Raw genomic sequence first — 21596 nt, 5'->3', positions numbered from 1 at the left:
CGCCATACGGTCTAGGTAGCTCAGACGCTCAGGGGCTGCGCGGCATGCGTTCGCATGCGCCGCGCGGCCCCTTCGGGAAGGGGGACCCCCATGACCATCTCGCCGGACTTCTCCATCGCATCGACGACCGTCACGGCCGCGCTCGCCGCGTTCCTGCTGATCGGCGAGCCCTGGCTCGGCCGCCGCGCCTACGGCTCGCTGGCCCGCCGCAGGGATGCCGAACCCCGCGCCCTGGTCCGCTACTTCACCTTCGTGCTCGGCGCCTGGTGGGCGTACGCCGCCGTCGCCGTCGCGGCCCTCCTGCTCTCGCCCGGCGTCGACGCCGCCGACCTCGGCATCACCGCCCCCGAGCGCCCCGTGTACACCATCGTCCTGATCATCCTGTTCGCGGCCGTCACCGTGGCGTCGGGGCGCAACTTCCGCGGCCTCGCCGAGCAGGGCAAGAACGTGCCGGGGCTCTCCTCCGTCGAGGCGATGCTGCCGCGCACCGGCAAGGAGCGCGGGCTCGCCGTCGCCGTCGCCGTGACCGACGGCATCTGCGCCGAACTGGTCTACCGCGGACTCCTCATCGCCTTCGGCATCGGCGTGCTCGGCCTCAACAGCTATCTCGCGGTCGCTCTCTCGGCCGTCGTCTACGCGCTGGCCGGCTCCTACCAGGGCCGTCAGGGCATGGCCGCCTTCGCCCTGTTCGGCGTGTTCTTCGGCGGCCTCTACCTCGCCACGGGCAGCCTGCTGCTCCCCGTCGTCGCGCACGTCGCCCTGTCCCTGCGCGACCTGACGCTGCCGGCCCCGGACAAGCTCCGCGCCGCACCCGCCGCGTGAGCACGGACCGCAGGCCCCGGACCTCCCAGAAGCAGAAGGGCATCACCCCGTGACCGACCGCCGCGCCAGCTGGTTCAAGGGCGTACTCGACCTCCTCGTGCTCGCCAGCCTCACCGACGGCGAGAGCTACGGCTACGAGATCGCCAAACTGCTCGGCACCGCGGGTTTCGGGCAGATCAAGGGCGGCACGCTCTACCCCGTGCTCAACCGCCTGGAGGAGGCGGGCCTGGTCGCCGCCGAGTTCCGCGCCACCGAGAAGGGGCCGGGCCGGCGCTACTACCGGCTCACCGAAGAGGGCCGCGAGACCCTCGGCGAGCAGGGCGGCCTGTGGCTCGCCTTCGACGCATCCGTACGCGAGGTCCTGGCGAAGGCCGGGGTGGGAGCACGATGAGCACGCCCGACGTGACGAACGAGCGGTACGAGCAGGACGGCTACCTCCTCGACCTCGCCGACCGGCTGCGCGCCCTCGGCCTGCCCGCCGACCGGGTCGAGGCGACCGTCGAGGAGCTGGCCGCGCACCTGGAGGAGGCGGGCGGGGACCCGCTGGAGGAGTTTGGCCCGGCCGACGAGTTCGCCCGGCAGCTGGCGCCCGCCGAGGGGGAGCGGACGCCCGAGGCCCCGGCCGGTCGGGTCGAGACCTGGCGCTGGACCGCCGACATCTACGTCGACGAGGAACTCCTCAACCGCTTCGGCGACGAGGGCTGGGAGGTGGAGCGGGTCGACGCGATCGGCCGCTTCGTCAGCCGCCGCGACACCGAGCGGCCGCAGCGCTGGGAGTACCGGCGCGAGCTGGTCACGCGCGGCCGCGAGGGCCTGGACGAGCGCCTCGCGCCCGACGGGTGGGAGGCGTGCGGGAACTGGGTGGTCTACGCGTGGTTCAAGCGGCCGAAGGCCGCGAGCCTCGGCCCCGGCGCGGAACTCGCGTCGGCGCCGCCCGCCCCGGGGCGGAGCAACTTCCTGAGCCGGAAGTTCTACGTCCTGCTGGGCGTCGTGGCCGTCGTCGTGGCCGTCTCGGGGACCGTCGTCGCGCTCGGCGACGACGACGGGAGCTCCTCCGGGGCCGGCTTCGCCTCCGGGCTGCTGTTCGGGGCCTGCGTGCCGTTCCTGCTGATCGTGCTCGGCCGGCCGTGCCGCGGGCGTCAGCCCTTCAGGGCCGCCGCCATCATCGCCTTGGCGATCGGCGCCGCCAGGCCGTTGCCGCTGACCTCGTCGCGGGCCGCGCTCGACGACTCGATCATCACGGCGACCGCGACCTCCTTGCCGTCCGAGCCCTTGGCGTAGGACGTGAACCACGCGTACGGCGTCTTGCTGTTGTTCTCGCCGTGCTGCGCCGTGCCCGTCTTGCCGCCCACCTTCGCGCCGTCGATCCGCGCGTTCGTGCCGGTGCCCTTGTCGACGACCGTCTCCATCGCCGACTGAAGGCCCTCGGCGGTGGACTCGCTCATCACGCGCTGGGACGCGGCGTCGTCGTACTTCTCCAGGGCGTTGCCGCTGGAGTCGGTGATCTGCGAGACCATGTGCGGCTTGGCGAGCTCGCCGCCGTTGGCGATGGCCGCCGACACCATCGACATCTGCAGCGGGGTGGCCGTCACGTCGAACTGGCCGATGCCCGACAGGCCCGTCTGCGCCTTGTCCATGTCCGAGGGGTACACGCTCTTGCCCGCGCGCACCGGCACGTCCAGCTTGTCGGCGTTGAAGCCGAGTTTCTCCGCCATCGCCTCGACCTTGTCCTGGCCGAGGTCGACGGCCATCTTCGCGAAGACGTTGTTGCAGGAGTACTGCAGGCCCGTGCGGATCGACGCGTTCTCGCAGGGCGCCGACTGGTTCTCGTTGCGCAGGACCGTCGACGTGCCCGGCAGCGTGTACGGGTTGGGGCTGTCGGTCCGGGCGTCCACGGAGCCGTAGAGCCCGTCCTCCAGGGCCGCGGCCGCGACGACCAGCTTGAACGTCGAACCGGGCGGCAGCGGCTGGCGCAGCGCGCGGTTCACCATCGGCTTCTCCTCGTCGCCGGTCAGCTCCTTCCACGCCTTGGAGTCCGTGGAGCCGCTGATCCGCGAGGGGTCGTACGACGGGGTCGAGACCATGCCGAGGATCCTGCCGGTCTTCGGGTCGATGGCGACCGCGGCGCCCTTCTTGCCGTCGAGCGTCTTGTACCCGGCCTTCTGCACCGCCGGGTCGATCGTCGTGATGACGTCGCCGGGGGCGGCCCGCTTGTTGGTGACGGTGTCGAGCGGGTTCTTCAGCCGGTTGTCGGTGCCGTCGAGGACGTCCTTGTAGATCCCCTCCAGCTGCGTCGCGCCGTACACCTGCGAGCTGTAGCCCGTCACGGGCGAGTACAGCTCGCCGTTCTTGTACGTGCGCTTGTACGCGAGGTCGCCGCCCTTCGTCCGCGCGGAGCCGGTGATGGCCTCACCGCCCACGATGATGTCGCCCAGCGGGTTCGCGTACTGCTCGATCGCGTTGCGCCGGTTGTGCTTGTCGTCCGCGAGCGCCTTCGAGTCGTGGAACTGCACCCAGGTCGCCCGCACGAGCAGGGCGAGCACGAGCAGCAGCGCGAAGACCGAGGCGTGCCTGATCGTCTTGTTCATCCCACGAAAGGACGAGCGGAGGGAACGGTTTCGTTCCCTTCTGGTGGGGTTGTGGGCGATTTCTCAGGAAGCTCTCATGAACGCGGAGCGGGACGCTCCCGGATGCGCGGAGCGACGGGCGCGGGCGGGTCAGGCGCTCTCCATGAAGCCCGCCTCGTACGCCGCGATCACCGCCTGCGTGCGGTCCCGCGCGCCCGTCTTGGCCAGCACGGACGCCACGTGCGTCTTCACCGTCGCCGGGCCCACGCCCATCCGCCCGGCGATCTCCGCGTTGGTCAGTCCCCCCGCCATCAGCCGCAGCACCTCGCTCTCCCGGCCGGTGAGCCGCGCCACCCAGGCGGGCGGCGCCGGCTTGGCGCGGCCGTGCTCGGCGGCCAGGGCGCGCACGGCCGAGGGGAAGAGCAGCGAGTCGCTGCGCGCGACGAGCCGGACCGCCTGGACGAGCTCGTCGGCATCCGCCCGCTTGAGCAGGAAGCCGGACGCCCCGGCGCGCAGCGCCTCGTACACGTACGCGTCGTTCTCGAAGGTCGTCACGACCACGATGCGCGGCGGCTCGGGCATCGTCCGCAGGATCTGCTCGGTGGCGCGGATGCCGTCGACCTCCGGCATGCGGACGTCCATCAGGACCACGTCGGGCCGCAGGTCCCGCACCACGGAGACCGCCTCGGCGCCGGTCGCGGCCTCGCCGACGACGTCGAGGCCCGGCTCGGCGGAGAGGATCGCGCGCAGGGCGGTGCGCACCATGCGCTCGTCGTCCGCGAGCACGATCCGGATGTCGTCGGCCGTCATGGCTGTCCTTTCAGAGGGAGTCGTACGTCGAGTCGCCACGTCCCGTCCGCGGCGCCCGCGACGGCCGTGCCGCCCAGGAGCCGGGCGCGGTCCGCGATGCCGCGCAGTCCGTGGCCGCCGCCGGGGCGGGAGGTGGCGCCGGGGGAGTGGCGCGGCAGGGGGTTCTCGGCCGTGACGGTCAGGTCGGCGCCGTCCTCGGCGATGCGCAGGGTGAGGGAGGTGCCCTCGTCGCCGTGGCGCAGCGCGTTGCTCAGGGCCTCCTGCACGATGCGGTAGGCCTCGCGGGAGACCAGCGCGGGCAGCGCCGCCGGGTCGACGCCGACGGTGGCGTCCACGCGCAGACCGCCCGCCCTGGTGCGGCGCAGCAGGCCCTCCAGGTCGGCGGCGAGCGTGGGCGCGGGCGCCGTCGAGCGGGCGTCGTCGGCCTCCCGCAGCACCCCGAGCACCGCGTCGAGCTCGCCCACCGTGCGGCGCGTGGTGTCCTCGATCGCGGCCAGCGCCTCGCGCACGAACTCCGGGTCGTGGTCCAGGACGCGGCGGGCGGCGCTCGCCTGGAGGGTGACGGCGCTCAGCGCGTGGCCCACCGAGTCGTGCAGCTCGCGCGCGAGACGGTTGCGCACCGCGAGGTCGGCGGCGCGCTGCTCGGCGGCGGCGAGCCGGTCGGCGGGCGTCGGCCCGAGCAGGCCGGGCACCCGGCGCGCGAGCAGCCCGCCGGCCACCGCCACGCACGCCGCGAGGGCGGTGAGCGCCGCGAGGCCGAGGAACGGGGCGAGCGCGAGCATCCAGGGCTCGCCGAACACCTCGGGCGCCCCGGTGCCCGGGTCCCGCAGCGACGGGACGAACGGCAGCGCGATCAGGAAGCACGCGAACGGCGGCAGCGCGAGCGACATCCCGCTGATGATCCCGCCGAGGCCGAGGTGCAGCGTGAACCACGCGACGGTGCGCCCGCGTTCGGCCCGGGTGCGCGCGGGCCCCTCGGCCAGGCTGTCGTCGGGCACGTCGCACAGCGCGCGCACCGCGGCCACCGACATCGGGCGGGTCAGCGGGAACAGCGCGGTGATCGCGGCGAGCGGCAACCCGACGGCGAAGGAGGCGAGTTGGGAGGTCAGGGAGCCGAAGAACCGGTTCTCGCCGAGGAGCGGCCCGACGATCACGGAGCCCACGAAGACGTACGGCATGGACAGGGCGCCGCCGAGGATCAGATGGATCCACCGGCGGCGCGTCCGCCGCCCGAACAGGGCGGCCGCGAGAGCCTTCACGTGGTGGACCCCGCCCGCTCCCGCAGGAACCCGAGCCCCGCGGCGGCCACGCACAACCCGATGATCATCTGCACAGAGTAGGCCAGGAGCGTCGGGGCGGTGGGCCGTGCGGCCAGGTCGTCGGCCGGGCGCAGGAGCGAGGCGAGCAGCAGCCAGCCGCCCCAGCAGCCCACCGCGCCCGACCCCGCCCAGGCGAGCGCCAGCGGCACCTTCACCGGCAGTCCGGGCAGCCGCCGGAAGACCAGCACGAGGGCGCCCGCGACGGCGGCCACGAGGTAGAGCGCGTCCAGGGCCTCCAGGACGTGGAAGTCCGCCGTGCGGTCCTTCGCCCGCGCCGCGTCGAGCCCGGCGGTGGAGCCGGCCGCCCACAGCAGATGCAGCGTGACGGGCAGGAGCGCGAGCAGCGCGGCGGCGGACGCGAGGATCCGCGGCCACCGTCCTCCCGGGCGCGGCACGTCCCGGATGCGCCCCCGCCACAGGTGCCCCCACCGGTCGCGCGCGTACAGCGCGAAGAGGGAGCCGAGCGCGATGCCCTGGACGATGAAGCCGGTGTAGACGACGGCGAACACCCAGTCGGCGAGGAAGGGTTCGGACGCGCCGTCCGCCGAGGGGCCCTCGCCGCCGACGCCGAACGCCGCGAGCAGCAGCTGCAACGGGTACCCGGCCATGATCGGCGTCAGCAGACCGGTCGCGATCCACATCGGCGCCGCGAGCAGCCGGGCGGGCGTCCGCAGGCCCCACGGCCGCGTCAGCAGCAGGGCGAGCACGACGACGGTGGCGTCCATCAGGACGGTCACGCCGTTGGCGACGATCATCAGGGCGCGGTGGTCGAGCAGCGAGCTGCCCTCGGGAATCCCGACGCGGCTCCCCAGGATCCAGGCGATCTTGAGGGTGAGGTACGGGACGCAGGCGATCCCGGCGGCCCACCGCAGGGCGTGCCGGGCGCGGCCCGGGGCGTGGAGGGTGCGGGCGGGGCCCGCGGGGGCGATCGAGGGTGTCGGCGACTGCGTCATGCCTCAACGCTCCCGCCGGGACGCGGGCGGCACCTCCTGCGCCGCGATGATCCGCCTCCGCCGCGCGGCGGAGGGTCAGGCGCCGTCCAGGACGAGGACCACCTCGTCGATGTGGGTACCGCGCGCCTCGGCGAAGGCGCTCTCCCGCGCGCTCACCCGGAAGCCGCACTTGTCCAGGACCCGCAGCGAGCCCGCGTTGTCGGCGGCCGCGCGGGCGTACAGCGGGCGCTCGGGGACCAGCACGAGGAGGGCGCGCAGCGCGGCGGTGGCCAGGCCCCGCCCCCAGTAGGCGCGGTCGATCCAGTAGGTCACCTCGCGCTCGCCCGGCTCGCCGTACACGGCGGCGTTGCCCACCACGTCCCCGTCGGCGAGGACCGTGCGCACGTCGACGTCGGCGGCGGACCGCAGCTTCGCCCAGTGGGCGTCGAAGCCGTCCCGGTCGGCCGGGTCCTTGGGGATGAACGCCGCCATGTGCTGGGACTCGGGGTCGTTCAACTGGCGGTAGAAGACGTCCAGATCGCTGTCGTGGACTTCGCGCAGGCTGACATTCATGCCTCAGAGCCTACGAGTTGCCAGTGTCAGCCGGTCCCGCGCGTCGAACAGCGCGTCCTTCACCATCTGTTCGTGCGCGGGCGTGAGCCGCGCCACCGGCACCGAGCAGCTGATCGCGTCGCGCGCCGGGGTGCGGTAGGGAATGGCGACGCCGAAGCAGCGCAGCCCCAGCGTGTTCTCCTCGCGGTCCACCGCGAAGCCCTGCTCGCGGACCGTGTGCAGCTCCTCGATGAGCTTCTCGCGGTCGGTGATGGTGTGCTCGGTGAGCGCGGGCAGCGTCTCCGGCAGCAGCTTGCGGACCTGCTCGTCGGTGTGCGTGGCGAGCAGCGCCTTGCCCAGCGAGGTGGAGTGCGCGGGCAGCCGGCGCCCCACGCGCGTGAAGGGCCGCAGATAGTGCTGCGACTGGCGGGTGGCGAGGTAGACGACGTTCGTGCCGTCGAGCCGGGCGAGGTGGATGGTCTCCGTGGTGTCGTCCGAGAGCCGGTCCAGGGTCGGCCGGGCGGCGGCCACGACCTCGTCGCCGTCGATGTAGGAGGTGCCGACGAGCAGGGCGCGTACGCCGATGCCGTACCGCGTGCCGGTCGCGTCCGTCTCGACCCAGCCGAGCTCGACCAGGGTGCGCAGCAGCATGTAGAGGCTCGACTTCGGGTAGCCGACGGCCTCCTGGACGGCGGCCAGGGAGTGCATTCCGGGGCGGCCCGCGAAGTACTCGAGCAATTCCACCGTCCGCACCGCGGACTTGACCTGCGCACCGCCTCCGGTCTCGCCAGCCGACATCGCCCTTGACCCCTTAGATCGCCGAGAAATAGTCTCCGAAGTCCCCGCTCATTCATCACTGGAGACGGCGTTCAGTATATCGAACGGCCCTGGTGAGTGGCATCCGTCCGGCACGTCCGGGCGGCAGCTGTGGCAGCACCCCTGGCAGTACCTCCGGCAGTACCTCTGGCTTCATCTCTGGAAAGGGAATCCGCGGTGGCAGCAGCACCAGTCTGGAGTGTCGACCCCCGAACCGGGAAGCAGCGCGAGCAGGTTGCGGTGGAGGCCACAGCCGACGAGGTCGACCGGGCGGTGCGCGCCGCCCGCGCCGCCGCCCCCGCGCTCGCCGACCGCGCCACCCGCGCCGCCTTCCTGCGCACCGCCGCCGAACTGCTCGAAGAGGCCCGGGGCCCGCTGGTGGAGGCCGCGGACGCGGAGACCGCGCTCGGCCCCGTCCGGCTCACCGGCGAACTCGCCCGCACCTGCTACCAGTTGCGCTCCTTCGCGGACATCGTCGACGAGGGCGCCTTCCTCGGCGTCGTCATCGACCACCCCGACGACACCGCGACCCCGCCGGTCCCCGACCTGCGCCGGTACAAGATCCCGCTGGGCGTCGTCGCCGTCTACGCCGCCTCCAACTTCCCCTTCGCCTTCTCCGTGCCCGGCGGCGACACCGCGAGCGCGCTCGCCGCGGGCTGCCCCGTCGTGGTCAAGGCCCACCCCGACCACCCGGCCACCTCCGAGCTGGTCGCCACGGTGCTGCGCAGGGCCGCCGCCCGGCACGGCGTCCCCGACGGCGTCCTCGGCCTCGTGCACGGCTTCGACGCGGGCGTCGAACTGGTGCGGCACCCGCTGGTGTCCGGCGCCGGCTTCACCGGCTCCGTGCGCGGCGGGCGCGCCCTCTTCGACGCGGCCGCCGCCCGGCCCGTGCCGATCCCCTTCCACGGCGAGCTCGGCTCCCTCAACCCCGTCGTCGTCACCGAGGCCGCCGCCGCCGAGCGCGGCGAGCAGATCGGCGCCGGACTCGCGGGCTCGATGACGCTCGGCGTCGGCCAGTTCTGCGTCAAGCCCGGACTGGTCCTGGTCCCCGAGGGCGCGGGCGGCGACCGGCTCGTGAAGTCCCTGACCGAGGCGGTCAGCAACACCGAGGCCGGGGTCCTGCTCGACCACCGCATGCGGGACACCTTCGTCGCGGGCGTGCGCGAGCGCGCCGGACTGCCGGACGTGGACACCCCGGTGACCCCCGGCGCGGGCGGCGAGCACACCGTCGGCGCGGGCTTCCTGACCGTCCCGGCCGCGCGCCTGACCGGCGAAGGGGCCCACGACCTGCTCCTGGAGGAGTGCTTCGGACCGGTCACCGTCGTCGCCCGCTACACCGACGACACGGAGATCACCGCCGTCCTCGGCCGCCTGCCCGGCAACCTCACCGCCACCGTGCAGCTCTCGTCCGACGAGGCGGCGGGCGCCGGCGGCCGGGGCGCCGCACTGCTCGCCGAGCTCACCCCGCTGGCCGGACGCGTCCTGGTCGACGGCTGGCCCACCGGCGTCGCCGTCGCCCCCGCCCAGCACCACGGCGGCCCCTACCCCGCGACCACATCGACCTCGACCTCGGTGGGCGGCACCGCCATCGAGCGCTGGCTGCGCCCGGTCGCGTACCAGAACACCCCCGAGGCGCTGCTCCCGCCCGAGCTGCGCGACGCCAACCCGCTGGGCCTGCCGCGGCGTTACGACGGCCGGCCCGAGCACGGGGGAGCGGTGCGCTGAGCGTGCGGACGCCTGGGACACTGACGCCCATGGACGTCACCATCCCCGAACTGCCCTTCCCGCTGCGCACCTACGGCCCCGACGGCCACTGGTCGCACGAGGACGGCGTGCTCTCCGGCTGGGCGGGAGCCCGCCAGGACCGCTTCGTGCCGCCCACGGGCGAGGCGCTGGAGCCCGCCTCCGACGCGCCCCGCCTGCTCGGCGCGCCCGAGGGCGACTTCCAGCTGATCGCGCGGGTCACGGTCGGCTTCGCCGCGGCCTTCGACGCGGGCGTGCTCTATCTGCACGTGGGCGAGCGCGAGTGGGCCAAGCTCTGCCTGGAGCGCTCCCCGGACGAGCCCACGATCTGCACGGTCGTCACGCGCGGCCGCTCCGACGACGCCAACGCCTTCGTGGTGGACGGCAGCAGCGCCTGGCTGCGCATCAGCCGTACGGGGACGGCCTTCGCGTTCCACGCCTCGACCGACGGCGAGCACTGGACCTTCGTACGGATCTTCTCGCTCGGCGACGAGACGTCGGCGGGCGCCGCGCTCGTCGGCTTCATGGCCCAGTCGCCCGTGGGCGAGGGCTGTGTGGTGACGTACGACCACATCGAGTTCCGCCCCAACTGGCCGAAGGGGCTGCGGGACGGTTCCTAGAGCGTGACGCGCGTGTCCTGGAGCGTGACGCGCGTGCCGGTGGCGGCCGAGCGCTCGATGGCGTCGAGCAGCCGCTGGCGCCGCGCCGCGTGCGCGAAGTCCGGCGCGTGCGCGGTGCCCTCGGTGAGGTCGGCGAGGACCTGCGCGTACTGCGCCCCCACGTTGTACGCGGGCAGCCCGCGCAGGTCGTCCAGCTCCGGTACGGCGAAGTGGCGTGCCGGTACCGGGAGTTCGGCGGGGGAGGCGTCCGTGCCGCGGGCGCCGCGCACCGTGAGGGCGGCCTGCTGGAGGTGGCCGGAGTCGCCCGTGACGACGAGGTCCCCCTCCGTGCCGTTGATCTCCCAGTGGAAGTTCGTGCCCCGGGACAGACCGGCCCGGAAGTGCACCGAGGCGACGGCACCCCCAGCAAGACGCCCGCTCACGGCGATCTGGTCGTCGACGGTCATCGCGGCCGCGCGGCCCGTGCCCTCCTCGTGCACCACCGGGCGCCGGGTCGCCAGGGTCGCGGAGACCTCGGTGAACTCTCCGAGCACCATCGCGACGGCGTCGACGGTGTGCCCGAAGGGGATGGTCAGCATCGTCCCGCCGTTCCGCCGGTCCAGGAGGTACTCCCCGGACGGCTCGAAGACGGGACCCCACCGCCGCCCCGACGCGACGAGGCTGGTCGACAGGACCTCGCCCACGTACCCGTCGGCGACCAGCTCGCGGACGTGGCGGACCGCGGGCGCCGAACGGGCCTGCAGCCCCGCGAACGTCCGCACCCCGGCCCGCCCGGCCGCCGCCGCCAGCTCCTCGGCCTCGGCGAGTCCGTTGCCCAGCGGCCACTCGGAGAGCACCGGCCTGCCCGCGCCGAGCGCCGCGAGGACCACCTCGCGGTGCAGCGGCACGCGCACGCTGACCACGACCAGGTCGACCTCGTCGCTGCGGACGAGCTCCTCGGTCGAGCCGAAGGCCAACGGCACGCCGTACGTCTCGCCCGCGGCCCGCGCGGAGGCGTCACCGGAGGCGGACAGCGCGCGCAGCTCGTACCCGGGCAGGCGGGTCAGCGCCGGGAGGTGGGACTGCGCAGCCCAGCCGCCGCGGGCGGAGAGCCCGACGAGACCGACGCGGACGGGGCGGGAGGGGGGAGCGGTCGCGAGGTTCATGATCGGGACCGTAGGAGCGGCCCCCTGATTACCCGCAAGGGCCCCAGCTATATTCTGGAAACCATGACTGGTCAGCAGCCCCGCCACGACATCTACGGCCTGCTCTGCCCCGGCCGCGCGGTCTTCGAGCTGCTCGTCAACAAATGGACCGGCCTCGCGATCACCGCCCTCGCCGACGGGCCGCGCCGCTTCGGCGAGCTGCGCCGCACGCTGGAGGGCGTCAGCCCCAAGGTGCTCACCCGGACCCTGCGCCGCCTGGAGGAGAACAGCCTGGTCACACGCACGGTCTACGCCGAGGTCCCGCCCCGCGTCGAGTACGCGCTGACCGACCTCGGCCGCGGCGCCCTGGAGCCCCTGGCCCATCTGCGCACCTGGATCAGGGCGAACACGGGACGGTTCGCCGCGGAGACTTCCGCCGTGGGGGAATGAGCCGCTTTGCCCGTACGTTGACCCCAGGAGCGGAGGCACCCTCCGCAGTGACCTGACGTACGACCCGAAGAGAGCCACACACATGCGCGTCGAGATCTGGAGCGACATCGCCTGCCCCTGGTGCTACGTGGGCAAGGCCCGCTTCGAGAAGGCGCTCGCCGCCTTCCCGCACCGCGACGGCGTCGAGGTCGTGCACCGCTCCTTCGAGCTGGACCCGACCCGTGCCAAGGGCGACACCGGCCAGGTGATCCCGATGCTCATGCAGAAGTACGGCATGAGCGAGGACCAGGCCCGCGAGGGCGAGCGCCGGCTCGGCGAGAACGCCGCCGCCGAAGGCCTGCCCTACCTCACCGAGGGCCGCGACCACGGCAACACCTTCGACATGCACCGTCTGCTGCACCTCGCCAAGGAGCGGGGCCGCCAGGACGAGCTGATCGGCCTGCTCTACCGCGCCAACTTCGCCGAGGAGCGGTCCGTCTTCGAGGACGACACGCGCGTCGTCGAGCTCGCCGTCGAGGCGGGCCTCGACGAGACCGAGGTGCGCGCCGTCCTCGCCGACCCCGAGCGCTACGCCGACGACGTCCGCGCCGACGAGCGCGAGGCCGCCGAACTGGGCGCGAACGGCGTGCCGTTCTTCGTCCTCGACCGCGCCTACGGCGTCTCCGGCGCCCAGCCCGCCGAGGTCTTCGCCCAGGCCCTGGAGCAGGCGTGGGGCGCCCGCTCGCCGCTGACCACCCTCGCCGACGCCGACGGCGGCGAGGCGTGCGGCCCCGACGGCTGCGCGGTTCCGCAGGCCTGAGCCGCCGCCTAGGTTGATCCCCATGACGTTCATGGGGATCGACCACGGCACCGAGTACGCCGGCGAGTTCACGCCGGGCACGACCTACCTCAACACCGCGACCTGCGGTCTGCTGCCGCGCCGGGCCGTCGAGGCCGTACGGGACCTGGCCGCGCAGCTCGGCACCGGCGAGCGCGTCGGCTCGGGCGACTTCGAGAAGGTCGACGCGGCCCGCGACTCCTTCGCGCGGCTCACCGGCGTGGACTCCTCGCGGGTGGCGACCGGCGGCTCGGTCGCCGTGCACGTCGGCCTGATCGCCGCGTCCGTCCCCGCGGGCGCCGAAGTGCTGCTCCCCGAAGGGGACTTCTCCTCGCTCATCAACCCCTTCGTGCTCCGCGGCGACCTGAAGCTCCGCTACGCGCCGCTGGCGGAGCTCGCCGAGGCCGTACGGCCCGAGACCGCGCTCGTCGCGTTCTCCACCGTCCAGTCGGCCGACGGCCGCACCGCGGACTGCGCGGCGATACGCGCCGCCGCCGCGGCCCACGGCGCGCGCACCCTCGCCGACGCCACGCAGTCGGTGGGCTGGCTGCCCTTCGACGCGGGCGCCTACGACTACACCGTGACCGGCGCCTTCAAGTGGCTGCTCTGCCCGCGCGGCACGTCCTTCCTGACGGTGACCGAGGCCGCGCAGGACTCCCTGACGCCGCTGCACGGCGGCTGGCTCGCCGCGGCCGACGGCTGGCTCTCGACGTACGGACCGATCGGCGACGTCGCCCCGGACGCCCGCAGGTTCGACGAGCCGCCCGCCTTCCTCGCCTACCACGCGGCCGCCGCCGCCCTCCCCTTCGTCGAGGAGCTGGGCGTCGAGGCGATCCACGCCCACGACACCGCGCTCGCCGACCGCTACCGCGCGGGCCTCGCCGCCCTCGGCCACACCCCGGTGCCGGGCACCTCGCCCATCGTGTCGGTGCCCGGACTCGGCGACCGGGAGCCGGATCTCGGCCGCGCGGGCATCAGGGCGGCCGCACGGGCGGGACACCTGCGGGCCACGTTCCACCTGTACAACACCGAGGCGGACGTGGACCGGCTCCTCGACGTGCTGTCCGGCTGAAGCCTGGCGCGGCGGGCCGCGGGGGGCCAGGCTTGGCAGGACGAGGTGGCCGCGCGAGGTGGTGGTGCCGGTGGAGCCATCCTTCGACCAGTCCGGCACGCCCGAAGGGCCGGGCCCCCCGGGCGTGCCGGACGGCCCCGACAGGCCGCCGCCCGACGCCGACCTGCACCGGCGCCTCGTCTACGGGGACGAGGCGGCCCTCGCCGAGGCCTATGCCGCGTACGGCGGACTCGTGCACCGCGTCGCCGCCCGCGTCACCCGCAGCCACGTCGCCGCGGAGGACGTGGCACAGGAGGTCTTCGCCCACCTGTGGACCCGTCCCTACGCCTTCGACGCGCGCCGCGGCAGCCTGCGCACCTGGCTCTCCATGCTGGCCCACCGCCGTGCCGTCGACTGGGTGCGCGGCGAGGAGCGGCACCGCAAGGCCGCCCACGCCGACGAGACGGCCCTGCGCACGGTCCCAGCGCCGGGGCCCTCCCCGGACGAGGCGGTCCTGGAACAGGAGCGCTCCTTCCTCCTGCACTCCGCCCTCGCCCGGCTCCCGCTGCACCAGCGCCAGGTGGTCCACCTCGCCTACTTCGCGGGCCGCACCTACCGCCAGGCCGCGGTCGAACTGGGCATCCCCGAAGGCACGGCGAAGACCCGCCTGCGAACGGCGCTGCGCACCCTGGCGGAGACCCTGGCGGACCCACCCCTGCGGGGCGAACTCCCGTGAACCGCGCAGACGCCCCAGTGACGACGACGAACGGTGGACTCCCGTGACGAACGACCGCGAACGGGCGCACGAGCCGCCCCACGACACCGTGTGCGAGCTGCTCGGGGCCTGGGCCGTGGGCGGGCTCATGGCGGGCGACGAGGCCGTCGTCGCCCGGCACCTGGAGGAGTGCGCGGACTGCGCCGCCGAGGCCGCCCGGCTGCGGGCCACCGTGCGGCACCTGGACGGACCCGCCCTGCCGGCGGCCGCGCCGGGCCACAACCCCGGCACGCACGGGCTCGCCCTCGCCCTGCGCACCCGCGCCCCCGCCCTGCGCACCGCCCCGCACGCCGCGCCCTACGCCGCCGCGGTCGCCGGACTCCAGGCGCTGCTCGGCGAGTTGGACGAGCGCGGCGCCTGGGAGACGCCCGTCGTGCACGACTGGAACGTCCACGACACCGTCGCCCACCTCATCGCCGCCGACGAACCCCTCGCCCTGCGGCTCGGCCTGCACCCGCGCGTGCCCGTCTCCCGTGTCCGGGGCCGGCTGCCCTGGCGTACGGCGTGGCAGGCGCGGACGGACGAGGTGATCCGGCACGAGCGGGGCCGCGCGCCGGAGGAGACCGTCTCCACCTGGCGCTGCCAGGCCGCCGGGCTGCTGTCCGCGCAGGCCGCCCACGACCCCGAACTCGCCGCCCGGGCCCAGCTGTTGATGGGGGTGCGCCTCCCCGTCGCCGACCACTTCCTGGTGCGCGCCTTCGAGGCCTGGGTGCACGCCGACGACATCGGCAGGGCCCTGCGCCGCGCCGTGCCCCCGCCGCCTGCCCCGCATCTGTGGCAGCTGGTACGCCTTGCCGTGCGCGTCCTCGGCCCCGCGCTCGGCCCCGAGGCGCCGCCCGTCGCGCTCACCGTCGCCGGGGAGGGCGGCGAGACCGAGTGGGTGCTGGGCGGCGCCGACGATCCGGTGCGGGCCCAACTCGTCCTGGATCCGGTCGACTTCTGCCTGCTGGTGGGCGGGCGCCGCGCGCCGGACGAGGTGCCGCGCGGCACGGCGGGCGACGAGGCGGCGGCCCGGCGGGTCCTGACGCGGGCGGCGTCGCTGGCCTGGTTGTAAGGGCGCCCCAGGGGGGGAGCCGCTTCCGCGTCGCAGGGGGCGCGCTCCAGACGGTGAGAGCCGCTTCCGCCCCCGGCGCGGCTAGGCGCGGCCCGTGCGCTCCGGGCAGTCCGCCGTCTCCGTGCAGAGGTTCGTCTCGACCCTGGCCAGCAGCCTGGCGAGCTCCGCGCGCTCGGCGTCGTCCAGGCCGGCGAGCGTGTGCCCCTCCAGCTCGCCCCAGGCGCGCTCCACCTGGGTGAGCAGTCCGCAGCTGGCGTCGGTGGCCTCGACGAGCACCGCCCGCCGGTCGGCCGGGTCGGGGCGGCGCCGCACATGGCCGGCCTGCTCCAGGCGCTGCAGCATCTTCGTGACCGTCGAGGGGTCGAGCTCGACCACCTTGATCAGCTCGGACTGCCGCACCGGGCCCGCCTCCCACAGGTGCATCATCACGAACTCCTGGCCGGGGTAGAGCCCGAGCCCCTTGAGGAGCTTGCCCGCGGCGATGCGGTGCAGCCGCGCCACCCGGCTGACGGCGAGGCTGACCGGTCCTGCCGCGGCGACGCCGGACGCCCCGGGCCGACAGACGGGGTCGGCGGGGGCGGCCTGTGCGGTGTCGGCCTTCATCGGGAGCTCCTGTGGGTCGCTGACGGGGTGCCGGTCCCGGCCTTCGCGCCTGGTCACCGGATGTCTTCCAGAAGATTACCTTGGTCGGCCAATGAATGGGGTACAGTGACATCCGGCGCAGATAATTGGCCGACCACATAAATCCAGCCCGGGAGTCCCGATGACCACCGCGTTCGACACGATCGACCTGTCCGGCACCCAGCTCGGCAACCGCATCGCCATGGCCCCCATGACGCGAAGCCGTGCAGGTGAGGGCGGTGTCGCCACGGATCTGACGGCCGCGTACTACGCCCAGCGCGCCTCCGCGGGCCTGATCATCACCGAGGGGATCCAGCCTTCTGTGGTCGGCCAGGGATACCCGGACACGCCGGGCCTGCACAGCGAGGAGCAGATCGCCGGCTGGCGCAAGGTCACCGACGCCGTGCACGCGGCGGGCGGCCGGATCTTCGCCCAGATCATGCACACCGGCCGCATCGGCCACCCCAGCCTGCTGCCCGAGGGCCTGGTCAACGTCGGGGCGTCGCCCGTCGCCGCCAAGGGGCAGGTCTACACCGCCGAGGGCCCCAAGGACTTCGTCACCCCGCGCGAGCTGACCGGCGCCGAGATCCGCGCCACCATCGACGACTTCGTCACCGCCGCGCGCAACGCCGTCGAGGCGGGCTTCGACGGCGTCGAGCTGCACGGCGCCAACGGCTATCTGATCCACCAGTTCCTCGCGCCGGGCTCCAACCGGCGCACCGACGAGTGGGGCGGCTCCGTGGAGAACCGCATCCGCTTCGCCGTCGAGGTCGCCAAGGCCGTCACCGCGGAGATCGGCGCCGCCCGCACCGGCTTCCGCGTCTCGCCCGGCAACCCCTTCAACGACATCTCCGAGCCCGACCCGGAGTCCACGTACACCGCCCTGGTCAAGGAGCTGGCCGCGCTCGACCTGGCGTATCTGCACGTCATGGAGGTGGGCGAGGTGCGCGAGCTCACCACGCGGCTGCGCCAGGACTTCGGCGGCACGCTCGTCCTCAACCCGCTGAGCGAGGGCCCCACCAGCCACGACGCGCTCGCCCTCGTCGAGGACGGCACCGCGGACGTCATCGCCTTCGGCGCGCTCTTCCTCGCCAACCCCGACCTGCCGGCCCGCCTGCGGACCGAGGGCCCCTACAACACGCCGGACCAGGCCACCTTCTACGGCGGCACCGAGAAGGGCTACACCGACTACCCCACGCGCTGACCCCGAAGACACATCGGCCCGGCACCCACGAAGGGTGCCGGGCCGACGCGCGTACGCGTGAGGTCAGACGACCGGGGTGAAGTCCCGCGCCCCGATGTACTCGGGCCGCCGCACCGGTGCCGAGAACGGCTCCACCGCGGGGTTCTCCACGCTGTTGAACACGATGAAGACGTTCGAGCGCGGATACGGCGTGATGTTGTCGCCCGAGCCGTGCATCGCGTTGCAGTCGAACCACGTCGCCGAGCCCGCCTCGCCCGTGAACAGGCGTATGCCGTGGTCGGCGGCGAGACGGGTGAGCGTCCCGTTCGAGGGGATGCCCGCGTCCTGCATCTGCAGGGACCGCTTGTAGTTGTCCTTCGGCGTGGCGCCCTCGCAGCCGAGGAACGTCTTGTGCGACCCCGGCATGATCATGAGGCCGCCGTTGGTGTCGTGGTTCTTCGTCAGCGCGATCGACACCGAGACGGTCCGCATGTTCGCGAGGCCGTCCTCCGCGTGCCAGGTCTCGAAGTCCGAGTGCCAGTAGAAGCCGGAGGCACCGAAGCCGGGCTTCACGTTGATCCGGGACTGGTGGACGTAGACGTCCGAACCGAGGATCTGGCGGGCCCTGCCGACGACGCGCGGATCGGCGGCGAGCCGCGCGAAGAGCTCGCTGATCCGGTGCACCTCGAAGATCGACCTGATCTCCTGCGAGCGCGGCTCCACGATGGAGCGCTCGTTCTCCCGCATCGCGGGGTCACCGACGAGGCGCTCCAGCTCCGCGTGGTAGACGGCCACCTCGTCCGGCGTGATCAGCTGGTCGATCGCCAGGAAACCGTCCCGTTCGAACCCCGCCAGATCCCCGGCCGAGATCGGCCCTTCGGCGCCCGGCTCGGACCACACCACCGGGTCCTTGCGTTCGATGAGCACCTCCTCGGTGCCTCGGGTCGGGTACAGGTCGGTGGTGCGCTCGGGTGCGGTGGTCATGGTGTTGCCTGCCTCTCCTCTCGTACGGCCCTGTCTCGGGATGTTCGGCGGTCAGCCCGCCTCGGGCTCCGTCAGGAGCGGGTACACGCCGTTCTCGTCGTGGTCCTCACGACCCGTGACGGGCGGGTTGAAGACGCAGATGCAGTGGAAGTCCTCCTTGATCCGCATCGTGTGCTTCTCGTGCCCGTCGAGGAGGTACATGGTGCCCGGCGTGATCGTGTACTTCTCGCCGGTCGTGTCGTCGGTCAGCTCCGCCTCACCCTTGGTGCAGACGACGGCCTCGATGTGGTTCGCGTACCACATCGACGTCTCCGTACCCGCGTACAGGATGGTCTCGTGGACGGAGAAGCCCACCCGCTCCTTGGCGAGGACGATGCGCTTGCTCTCCCAGGTTCCCGAAGCGGCCTTCACATGCCGGTCGGTGCCTTCAATGTCCTTGAACGAACGGACGATCACGGTGAGTCGGTTCCTTTTCTCTTACGTTTCCGGGGACTGGGTCGCCCGCTCGCTCAGGCGGTCTCGCGTACCGCGCGGGCCAGCGTGCGCAGCCCCTCGTCCAGCTCGTCGGGGGTGATCGTCAGCGCCGGAAGCAGCTTGACGACCTCGCCCTCCGGGCCGGAGGTCTCGATCAGCAGGCCCAGTTCGAAGGCCCGCTTGGCCACCGCGCCCGCACGGTCCTTGTCGTGGAACTCGACGCCCCACACCAGGCCGCGGCCGCGGTACTCCTTGATGGCGTCACGGTTCTCGTCGACGATCGCGACCAGCGCCTGCTCCACCTGCTCGCCGCGGCCGCGGGTCTGCTTCTCCATCGCCGCGCCGTCGGTCCAGTACGTCTCCAGGGCGGCGGCGGCCGTCACGAACGCGGGGTTGTTGCCGCGGAACGTGCCGTTGTGCTCGCCCGGCTCCCACACGTCGAGCTCCGGCTTGAACATGCAGAGCGACATGGGCAGGCCGTAGCCGCTGATGGACTTCGACACCGTCACGATGTCCGGGGTGATGCCCGCCTCCTCGAAGGAGAAGAACGCGCCGGTGCGGCCGCAGCCCATCTGGATGTCGTCGACGATCAGGAGCATGTCCCAGCGCTCGCACACGTCGGCGAGCTTGCGCAGCCACTCGGCGCGGGCCACGTTGATGCCGCCCTCGCCCTGCACCGTCTCCACGATCACGGCGGCCGGCTGGTTGAGGCCGGAGCCCTGGTCCTCCAGGAGGCGCTCGAACCAGATGAAGTCCGGGGTCTGGCCGTCCAGGTAGTTGTCGAACGGCATCGGCGTGCCGTGCACCAGCGGGATGCCGGCGCCCGCGCGCTTGAACGCGTTGCCGGTCACCGCGAGCGAGCCGAGCGACATGCCGTGGAAGGCGTTCGTGAACGACACGATCGACTCGCGGCCCTTGACCTTGCGGGCCAGCTTCAGCGCCGACTCCACGGCGTTGGTGCCCGTCGGGCCCGGGAACATGACCTTGTAGGGCAGGTCGCGCGGGCGCAGGATGACGTTCTGGAACGTCTCCAGGAAGGCGCGCTTCGCGGTCGTCGACATGTCGAGGCCGTGCGTGACGCCGTCCCGCTCGATGTAGTCGATCAGGGCGCGTTTCAGCACGGGGTTGTTGTGCCCGTAGTTGAGCGAGCCGGCCCCGGCGAAGAAGTCGAGGTACTCGTGGCCGTCCTCGTCGTACATGCGGCTGCCCTGCGCGCGGTCGAAAACCGTAGGCCAACCGCGGCAGTAGCTGCGCACCTCCGACTCCAGGGTCTCGAAGACGCTCAGGTCGGGCTGGGTGATGGTCACAGCGAATCTCCTGGGAGATGAAGAAGTGCGAGGGAGGTGGGGGGTGTTGATGAAAGGCCGGGGGAGCGGGGTCGGCGTGCGCCGTCCGCCGTCGCTCAGTGCGGCAGCGGCTCGATGAGGTAGAGCACCTCGGGCTCGTGCCCGTCGTCCGGGAACAGGCCCGCGTCGAACAGGACCGTGCGCGCGACCGATGCGCCGTGCCGCCGCGCGTACGAGGTGAAGAGCGCCTCGGACGCGGTGTTGTCCGGCGAGATGGTCGTCTCCAGGGAGTCGACCGGCTGTGTCCCGGCCACCTTCGCGGTCAGCCCGTCGAGCAGGGCGGCGGCGAGTCCCTTGCCGCGGTGCGGGTGGTCGACGGCCACCTGCCAGACCATCAGGGTGCGGGGCCGGTCCGGGCGGATGTAGCCGGTGATGAAGCCGGCCACCTCGCCGTCGGCGTCCCGTGCCACGACGGAGGTGCGCGCGAAGTCGCGGCACCAGAGCAGATAGCTGTACGAGGAGTTCAGGTCGAGGACCTTGGAGTCCCGTGCGATCCGCCAGATCGCGGCCCCGTCGGCGACGACGGGGGTGTCGAGTCGCAACCCCTCGGGCATTTTTTGGAATTTCGCTTGCAGGTCGGTCGGTAGATCGGCTTGTGCAGCGGTCATGCGGATTGAATTTACCGAGCAATTCCTGGGATTGCATCGGGGGAAGGGGTTACATGAAGGCGTCCCGTGTGTTATCACGCGTGGGTGCGCGCCCGCATGAAGACCCGGCGATTGATGGTGATTTGACCAGGAGGTAAGGTGCAAAACGGGCGTGATGTGGAGTGCGTCACAGAGCCGTAACTCTCGGGAGACGTGCCCGAATTGCGGCGGTTGGCGATGTCGAAATCTTGGTGTTTAGGTCCCCGGAAAGCGGGCAGAAGAATACGGGAAGCTGTTCTGCTAAAGAATTCGTGAGAATGCGCTGAGAAATTGCGGGGAGGTGCGCGAGGAGCGCCGGAAATCCCCTGCCGTATTCATGCTCCGGTTACTCCGTCGATACGTTCCCGCAAGAGATCCGCGTGGCCGTTGTGGCGCGCGTACTCCTCGATGAGATGGATCAGGATCCAGCGCAGGCTGACGGCGTCGTCACCGCCCACGACGGCCGCCTCCTCGGGCCCGAGCCGGCCCGTCTCGTCGAGCGAACGCCCCGCGCAGATCTCCCGGTTCACCGCGACCTCCCGCTCCCACACCGCGACCACCTCGGTGAACGTCCGCGACCGGTCCACGGTGAAGCCGCCGCGTTCCCCCGCGAAGATCCACGGCACGTCCCGCCGCGCGAACACCCGCTGGATCCAGTTGCGTTCGACCTCGGCGAGGTGCTGCACCAGACCGAACAGCGAGAGCGCGGAGGGCTCCACCGGCGTGCGCAGCGTCTGCTCGTCGTCCAGGCCCGCGCACTTCACGGCCAGCGTGGCCCGGTGCATGTCGAGCCAACTCGCCAGCATGGCGGGCTCGTCGGCGGTCAGGGGCGGGATGCGGCGGCCGTCGGGGAGAGTGGTCATGACGGGCACGCTGCCACGGGGGTGTCTCTTAGAAACATCTGACGCTG

The 21596-nt window shown here is 72.8% G+C and carries 23 protein-coding genes; 10 read left to right on the top strand and 13 right to left on the bottom strand.

What is annotated here, in order from left to right; all coding sequences use genetic code 11:
• Positions 1-90: 90 nt before the first annotated feature.
• Both AOK22_RS08795 and AOK22_RS08790 read left to right on the top strand, forming a co-directional pair.
• Positions 91-822 (top strand): CPBP family intramembrane glutamic endopeptidase, encoded by a 732-nt coding sequence (locus AOK22_RS08795; protein ID WP_055698033.1) that lies wholly within the window; start codon positions 91-93, stop codon positions 820-822.
• Between the two features lie 49 nt (positions 823-871).
• Positions 872-1213 carry a PadR family transcriptional regulator gene (locus AOK22_RS08790; protein WP_055698032.1) on the top strand — a complete coding sequence of 114 codons (342 nt, stop codon included), beginning with the start codon at positions 872-874 and terminating at the stop codon, positions 1211-1213.
• A gap of 748 nt (positions 1214-1961) precedes the next feature.
• Here the strand turns inward: AOK22_RS08790 and AOK22_RS08785 are convergent.
• From AOK22_RS08785 to AOK22_RS08760, 6 genes are all read right to left on the bottom strand, one after another.
• The gene (locus AOK22_RS08785; RefSeq protein WP_055698031.1) at positions 1962-3410 is read right to left on the bottom strand and encodes a peptidoglycan D,D-transpeptidase FtsI family protein; all 1449 of its coding nucleotides are present in this window, start codon (positions 3408-3410) and stop codon (positions 1962-1964) included.
• Between the two features lie 129 nt (positions 3411-3539).
• Positions 3540-4199: a response regulator transcription factor gene (locus tag AOK22_RS08780; protein ID WP_055698030.1), complete on the bottom strand. Its 660-nt coding sequence runs from the start codon at positions 4197-4199 to the stop codon at positions 3540-3542.
• Positions 4196-5458: a sensor histidine kinase gene (locus AOK22_RS08775; protein ID WP_055698029.1), complete on the bottom strand. Its 1263-nt coding sequence runs from the start codon at positions 5456-5458 to the stop codon at positions 4196-4198. Before AOK22_RS08775 ends, AOK22_RS08780 begins: the two co-directional genes overlap by 4 nt.
• Positions 5455-6471 (bottom strand): hypothetical protein, encoded by a 1017-nt coding sequence (locus AOK22_RS08770; RefSeq protein WP_055698028.1) that lies wholly within the window; start codon positions 6469-6471, stop codon positions 5455-5457. Before AOK22_RS08770 ends, AOK22_RS08775 begins: the two co-directional genes overlap by 4 nt.
• Positions 6472-6546: 75 nt before the next feature.
• Positions 6547-7023: a GNAT family N-acetyltransferase gene (locus tag AOK22_RS08765; protein ID WP_055698027.1), complete on the bottom strand. Its 477-nt coding sequence runs from the start codon at positions 7021-7023 to the stop codon at positions 6547-6549.
• A 3-nt stretch (positions 7024-7026) separates the two neighbouring features.
• Positions 7027-7800: an IclR family transcriptional regulator gene (locus AOK22_RS08760; RefSeq protein WP_055698026.1), complete on the bottom strand. Its 774-nt coding sequence runs from the start codon at positions 7798-7800 to the stop codon at positions 7027-7029.
• Between the two features lie 195 nt (positions 7801-7995).
• On the opposite strand from AOK22_RS08760, the gene AOK22_RS08755 reads away from it, so the two are divergent.
• Together AOK22_RS08755 and AOK22_RS08750 are read left to right on the top strand one after the other, a co-directional pair.
• Positions 7996-9543 carry an aldehyde dehydrogenase (NADP(+)) gene (locus AOK22_RS08755; protein ID WP_079036443.1) on the top strand — a complete coding sequence of 516 codons (1548 nt, stop codon included), beginning with the start codon at positions 7996-7998 and terminating at the stop codon, positions 9541-9543.
• Between the two features lie 29 nt (positions 9544-9572).
• Positions 9573-10181 carry a DUF1349 domain-containing protein gene (locus AOK22_RS08750; RefSeq protein WP_055698024.1) on the top strand — a complete coding sequence of 203 codons (609 nt, stop codon included), beginning with the start codon at positions 9573-9575 and terminating at the stop codon, positions 10179-10181.
• Here the strand turns inward: AOK22_RS08750 and AOK22_RS08745 are convergent.
• Positions 10178-11326: a Gfo/Idh/MocA family protein gene (locus AOK22_RS08745; protein ID WP_055698023.1), complete on the bottom strand. Its 1149-nt coding sequence runs from the start codon at positions 11324-11326 to the stop codon at positions 10178-10180. The two genes, AOK22_RS08750 and AOK22_RS08745, sit on opposite strands and share 4 nt — an antisense overlap.
• Positions 11327-11389: 63 nt before the next feature.
• Here AOK22_RS08745 and AOK22_RS08740 point away from each other — a divergent pair, with 63 nt between their 5' ends.
• From AOK22_RS08740 to AOK22_RS08720, 5 genes are all read left to right on the top strand, one after another.
• Positions 11390-11755 (top strand): winged helix-turn-helix transcriptional regulator, encoded by a 366-nt coding sequence (locus AOK22_RS08740; protein WP_055698022.1) that lies wholly within the window; start codon positions 11390-11392, stop codon positions 11753-11755.
• 82 nt (positions 11756-11837) lie between these two features.
• On the top strand, positions 11838-12554 hold the full coding sequence (locus tag AOK22_RS08735) for a DsbA family oxidoreductase (protein ID WP_055698021.1): 717 nt from the start codon (positions 11838-11840) through the stop codon (positions 12552-12554).
• 22 nt (positions 12555-12576) lie between these two features.
• Positions 12577-13644 carry an aminotransferase class V-fold PLP-dependent enzyme gene (locus AOK22_RS08730; RefSeq protein WP_244164721.1) on the top strand — a complete coding sequence of 356 codons (1068 nt, stop codon included), beginning with the start codon at positions 12577-12579 and terminating at the stop codon, positions 13642-13644.
• A 58-nt stretch (positions 13645-13702) separates the two neighbouring features.
• A complete protein-coding gene (locus AOK22_RS08725; RefSeq protein WP_425264016.1) occupies positions 13703-14359 on the top strand; it encodes a sigma-70 family RNA polymerase sigma factor in 657 nt (218 codons plus the stop codon).
• Positions 14360-14402: 43 nt separating this feature from the next.
• Entirely contained in the window at positions 14403-15452 is a 1050-nt protein-coding gene (locus AOK22_RS08720) for a maleylpyruvate isomerase family mycothiol-dependent enzyme (RefSeq protein ID WP_425264015.1), read from the top strand.
• An 81-nt stretch (positions 15453-15533) separates the two neighbouring features.
• Here the strand turns inward: AOK22_RS08720 and AOK22_RS08715 are convergent, their stop codons facing one another.
• A complete protein-coding gene (locus AOK22_RS08715; protein WP_055698020.1) occupies positions 15534-16055 on the bottom strand; it encodes a MarR family winged helix-turn-helix transcriptional regulator in 522 nt (173 codons plus the stop codon).
• Between the two features lie 160 nt (positions 16056-16215).
• Between AOK22_RS08715 and AOK22_RS08710 the strand changes: the two genes are divergently transcribed.
• On the top strand, positions 16216-17277 hold the full coding sequence (locus AOK22_RS08710) for an alkene reductase (protein WP_055698019.1): 1062 nt from the start codon (positions 16216-16218) through the stop codon (positions 17275-17277).
• A gap of 63 nt (positions 17278-17340) precedes the next feature.
• Here the strand turns inward: AOK22_RS08710 and thpD are convergent, their stop codons facing one another.
• From thpD to AOK22_RS08685, 5 genes are all read right to left on the bottom strand, one after another.
• Entirely contained in the window at positions 17341-18240 is a 900-nt protein-coding gene (gene thpD / locus AOK22_RS08705) for an ectoine hydroxylase (protein ID WP_055698018.1), read from the bottom strand.
• Positions 18241-18291: 51 nt separating this feature from the next.
• Positions 18292-18696 carry an ectoine synthase gene (locus tag AOK22_RS08700; protein WP_055698017.1) on the bottom strand — a complete coding sequence of 135 codons (405 nt, stop codon included), beginning with the start codon at positions 18694-18696 and terminating at the stop codon, positions 18292-18294.
• Positions 18697-18749: 53 nt separating this feature from the next.
• A complete protein-coding gene (gene ectB, locus AOK22_RS08695; RefSeq protein ID WP_055698016.1) occupies positions 18750-20021 on the bottom strand; it encodes a diaminobutyrate--2-oxoglutarate transaminase in 1272 nt (423 codons plus the stop codon).
• A gap of 95 nt (positions 20022-20116) precedes the next feature.
• Positions 20117-20668 carry a diaminobutyrate acetyltransferase gene (gene ectA / locus AOK22_RS08690; protein ID WP_193433146.1) on the bottom strand — a complete coding sequence of 184 codons (552 nt, stop codon included), beginning with the start codon at positions 20666-20668 and terminating at the stop codon, positions 20117-20119.
• A 353-nt stretch (positions 20669-21021) separates the two neighbouring features.
• Positions 21022-21549 (bottom strand): DinB family protein, encoded by a 528-nt coding sequence (locus AOK22_RS08685; protein ID WP_055698040.1) that lies wholly within the window; start codon positions 21547-21549, stop codon positions 21022-21024.
• Positions 21550-21596: the final 47 nt, after the last annotated feature.

Source organism: Streptomyces silaceus, from assembly GCF_001419745.1.
Classification (GTDB): domain Bacteria; phylum Actinomycetota; class Actinomycetes; order Streptomycetales; family Streptomycetaceae; genus Streptomyces; species Streptomyces silaceus.
The sequence above is the reverse complement of the archived record's forward strand: the minus strand, read 5'-3'. Positions and strand labels throughout refer to the sequence as shown.

Excerpts from the sequence above, each read along its gene's own strand:
- AOK22_RS08795 (WP_055698033.1), top strand. The coding sequence starts at position 91 with ATGACCATCTCGCCGGACTTCTCCATCGCATCGACGACCGTCACGGCC.
- AOK22_RS08785 (WP_055698031.1), bottom strand. The coding sequence starts at position 3,410 with ATGAACAAGACGATCAGGCACGCCTCGGTCTTCGCGCTGCTGCTCGTG.
- AOK22_RS08780 (WP_055698030.1), bottom strand. The coding sequence starts at position 4,199 with ATGACGGCCGACGACATCCGGATCGTGCTCGCGGACGACGAGCGCATG.
- AOK22_RS08770 (WP_055698028.1), bottom strand. The coding sequence starts at position 6,471 with ATGACGCAGTCGCCGACACCCTCGATCGCCCCCGCGGGCCCCGCCCGC.
- AOK22_RS08765 (WP_055698027.1), bottom strand. The coding sequence starts at position 7,023 with ATGAATGTCAGCCTGCGCGAAGTCCACGACAGCGATCTGGACGTCTTC.
- AOK22_RS08760 (WP_055698026.1), bottom strand. The coding sequence starts at position 7,800 with ATGTCGGCTGGCGAGACCGGAGGCGGTGCGCAGGTCAAGTCCGCGGTG.
- AOK22_RS08750 (WP_055698024.1), top strand. The coding sequence starts at position 9,573 with ATGGACGTCACCATCCCCGAACTGCCCTTCCCGCTGCGCACCTACGGC.
- AOK22_RS08745 (WP_055698023.1), bottom strand. The coding sequence starts at position 11,326 with ATGAACCTCGCGACCGCTCCCCCCTCCCGCCCCGTCCGCGTCGGTCTC.
- AOK22_RS08740 (WP_055698022.1), top strand. The coding sequence starts at position 11,390 with ATGACTGGTCAGCAGCCCCGCCACGACATCTACGGCCTGCTCTGCCCC.
- AOK22_RS08735 (WP_055698021.1), top strand. The coding sequence starts at position 11,838 with ATGCGCGTCGAGATCTGGAGCGACATCGCCTGCCCCTGGTGCTACGTG.
- AOK22_RS08730 (WP_244164721.1), top strand. The coding sequence starts at position 12,577 with ATGACGTTCATGGGGATCGACCACGGCACCGAGTACGCCGGCGAGTTC.
- AOK22_RS08715 (WP_055698020.1), bottom strand. The coding sequence starts at position 16,055 with ATGAAGGCCGACACCGCACAGGCCGCCCCCGCCGACCCCGTCTGTCGG.
- AOK22_RS08710 (WP_055698019.1), top strand. The coding sequence starts at position 16,216 with ATGACCACCGCGTTCGACACGATCGACCTGTCCGGCACCCAGCTCGGC.
- thpD (WP_055698018.1), bottom strand. The coding sequence starts at position 18,240 with ATGACCACCGCACCCGAGCGCACCACCGACCTGTACCCGACCCGAGGC.
- ectA (WP_193433146.1), bottom strand. The coding sequence starts at position 20,668 with ATGACCGCTGCACAAGCCGATCTACCGACCGACCTGCAAGCGAAATTC.
- AOK22_RS08685 (WP_055698040.1), bottom strand. The coding sequence starts at position 21,549 with ATGACCACTCTCCCCGACGGCCGCCGCATCCCGCCCCTGACCGCCGAC.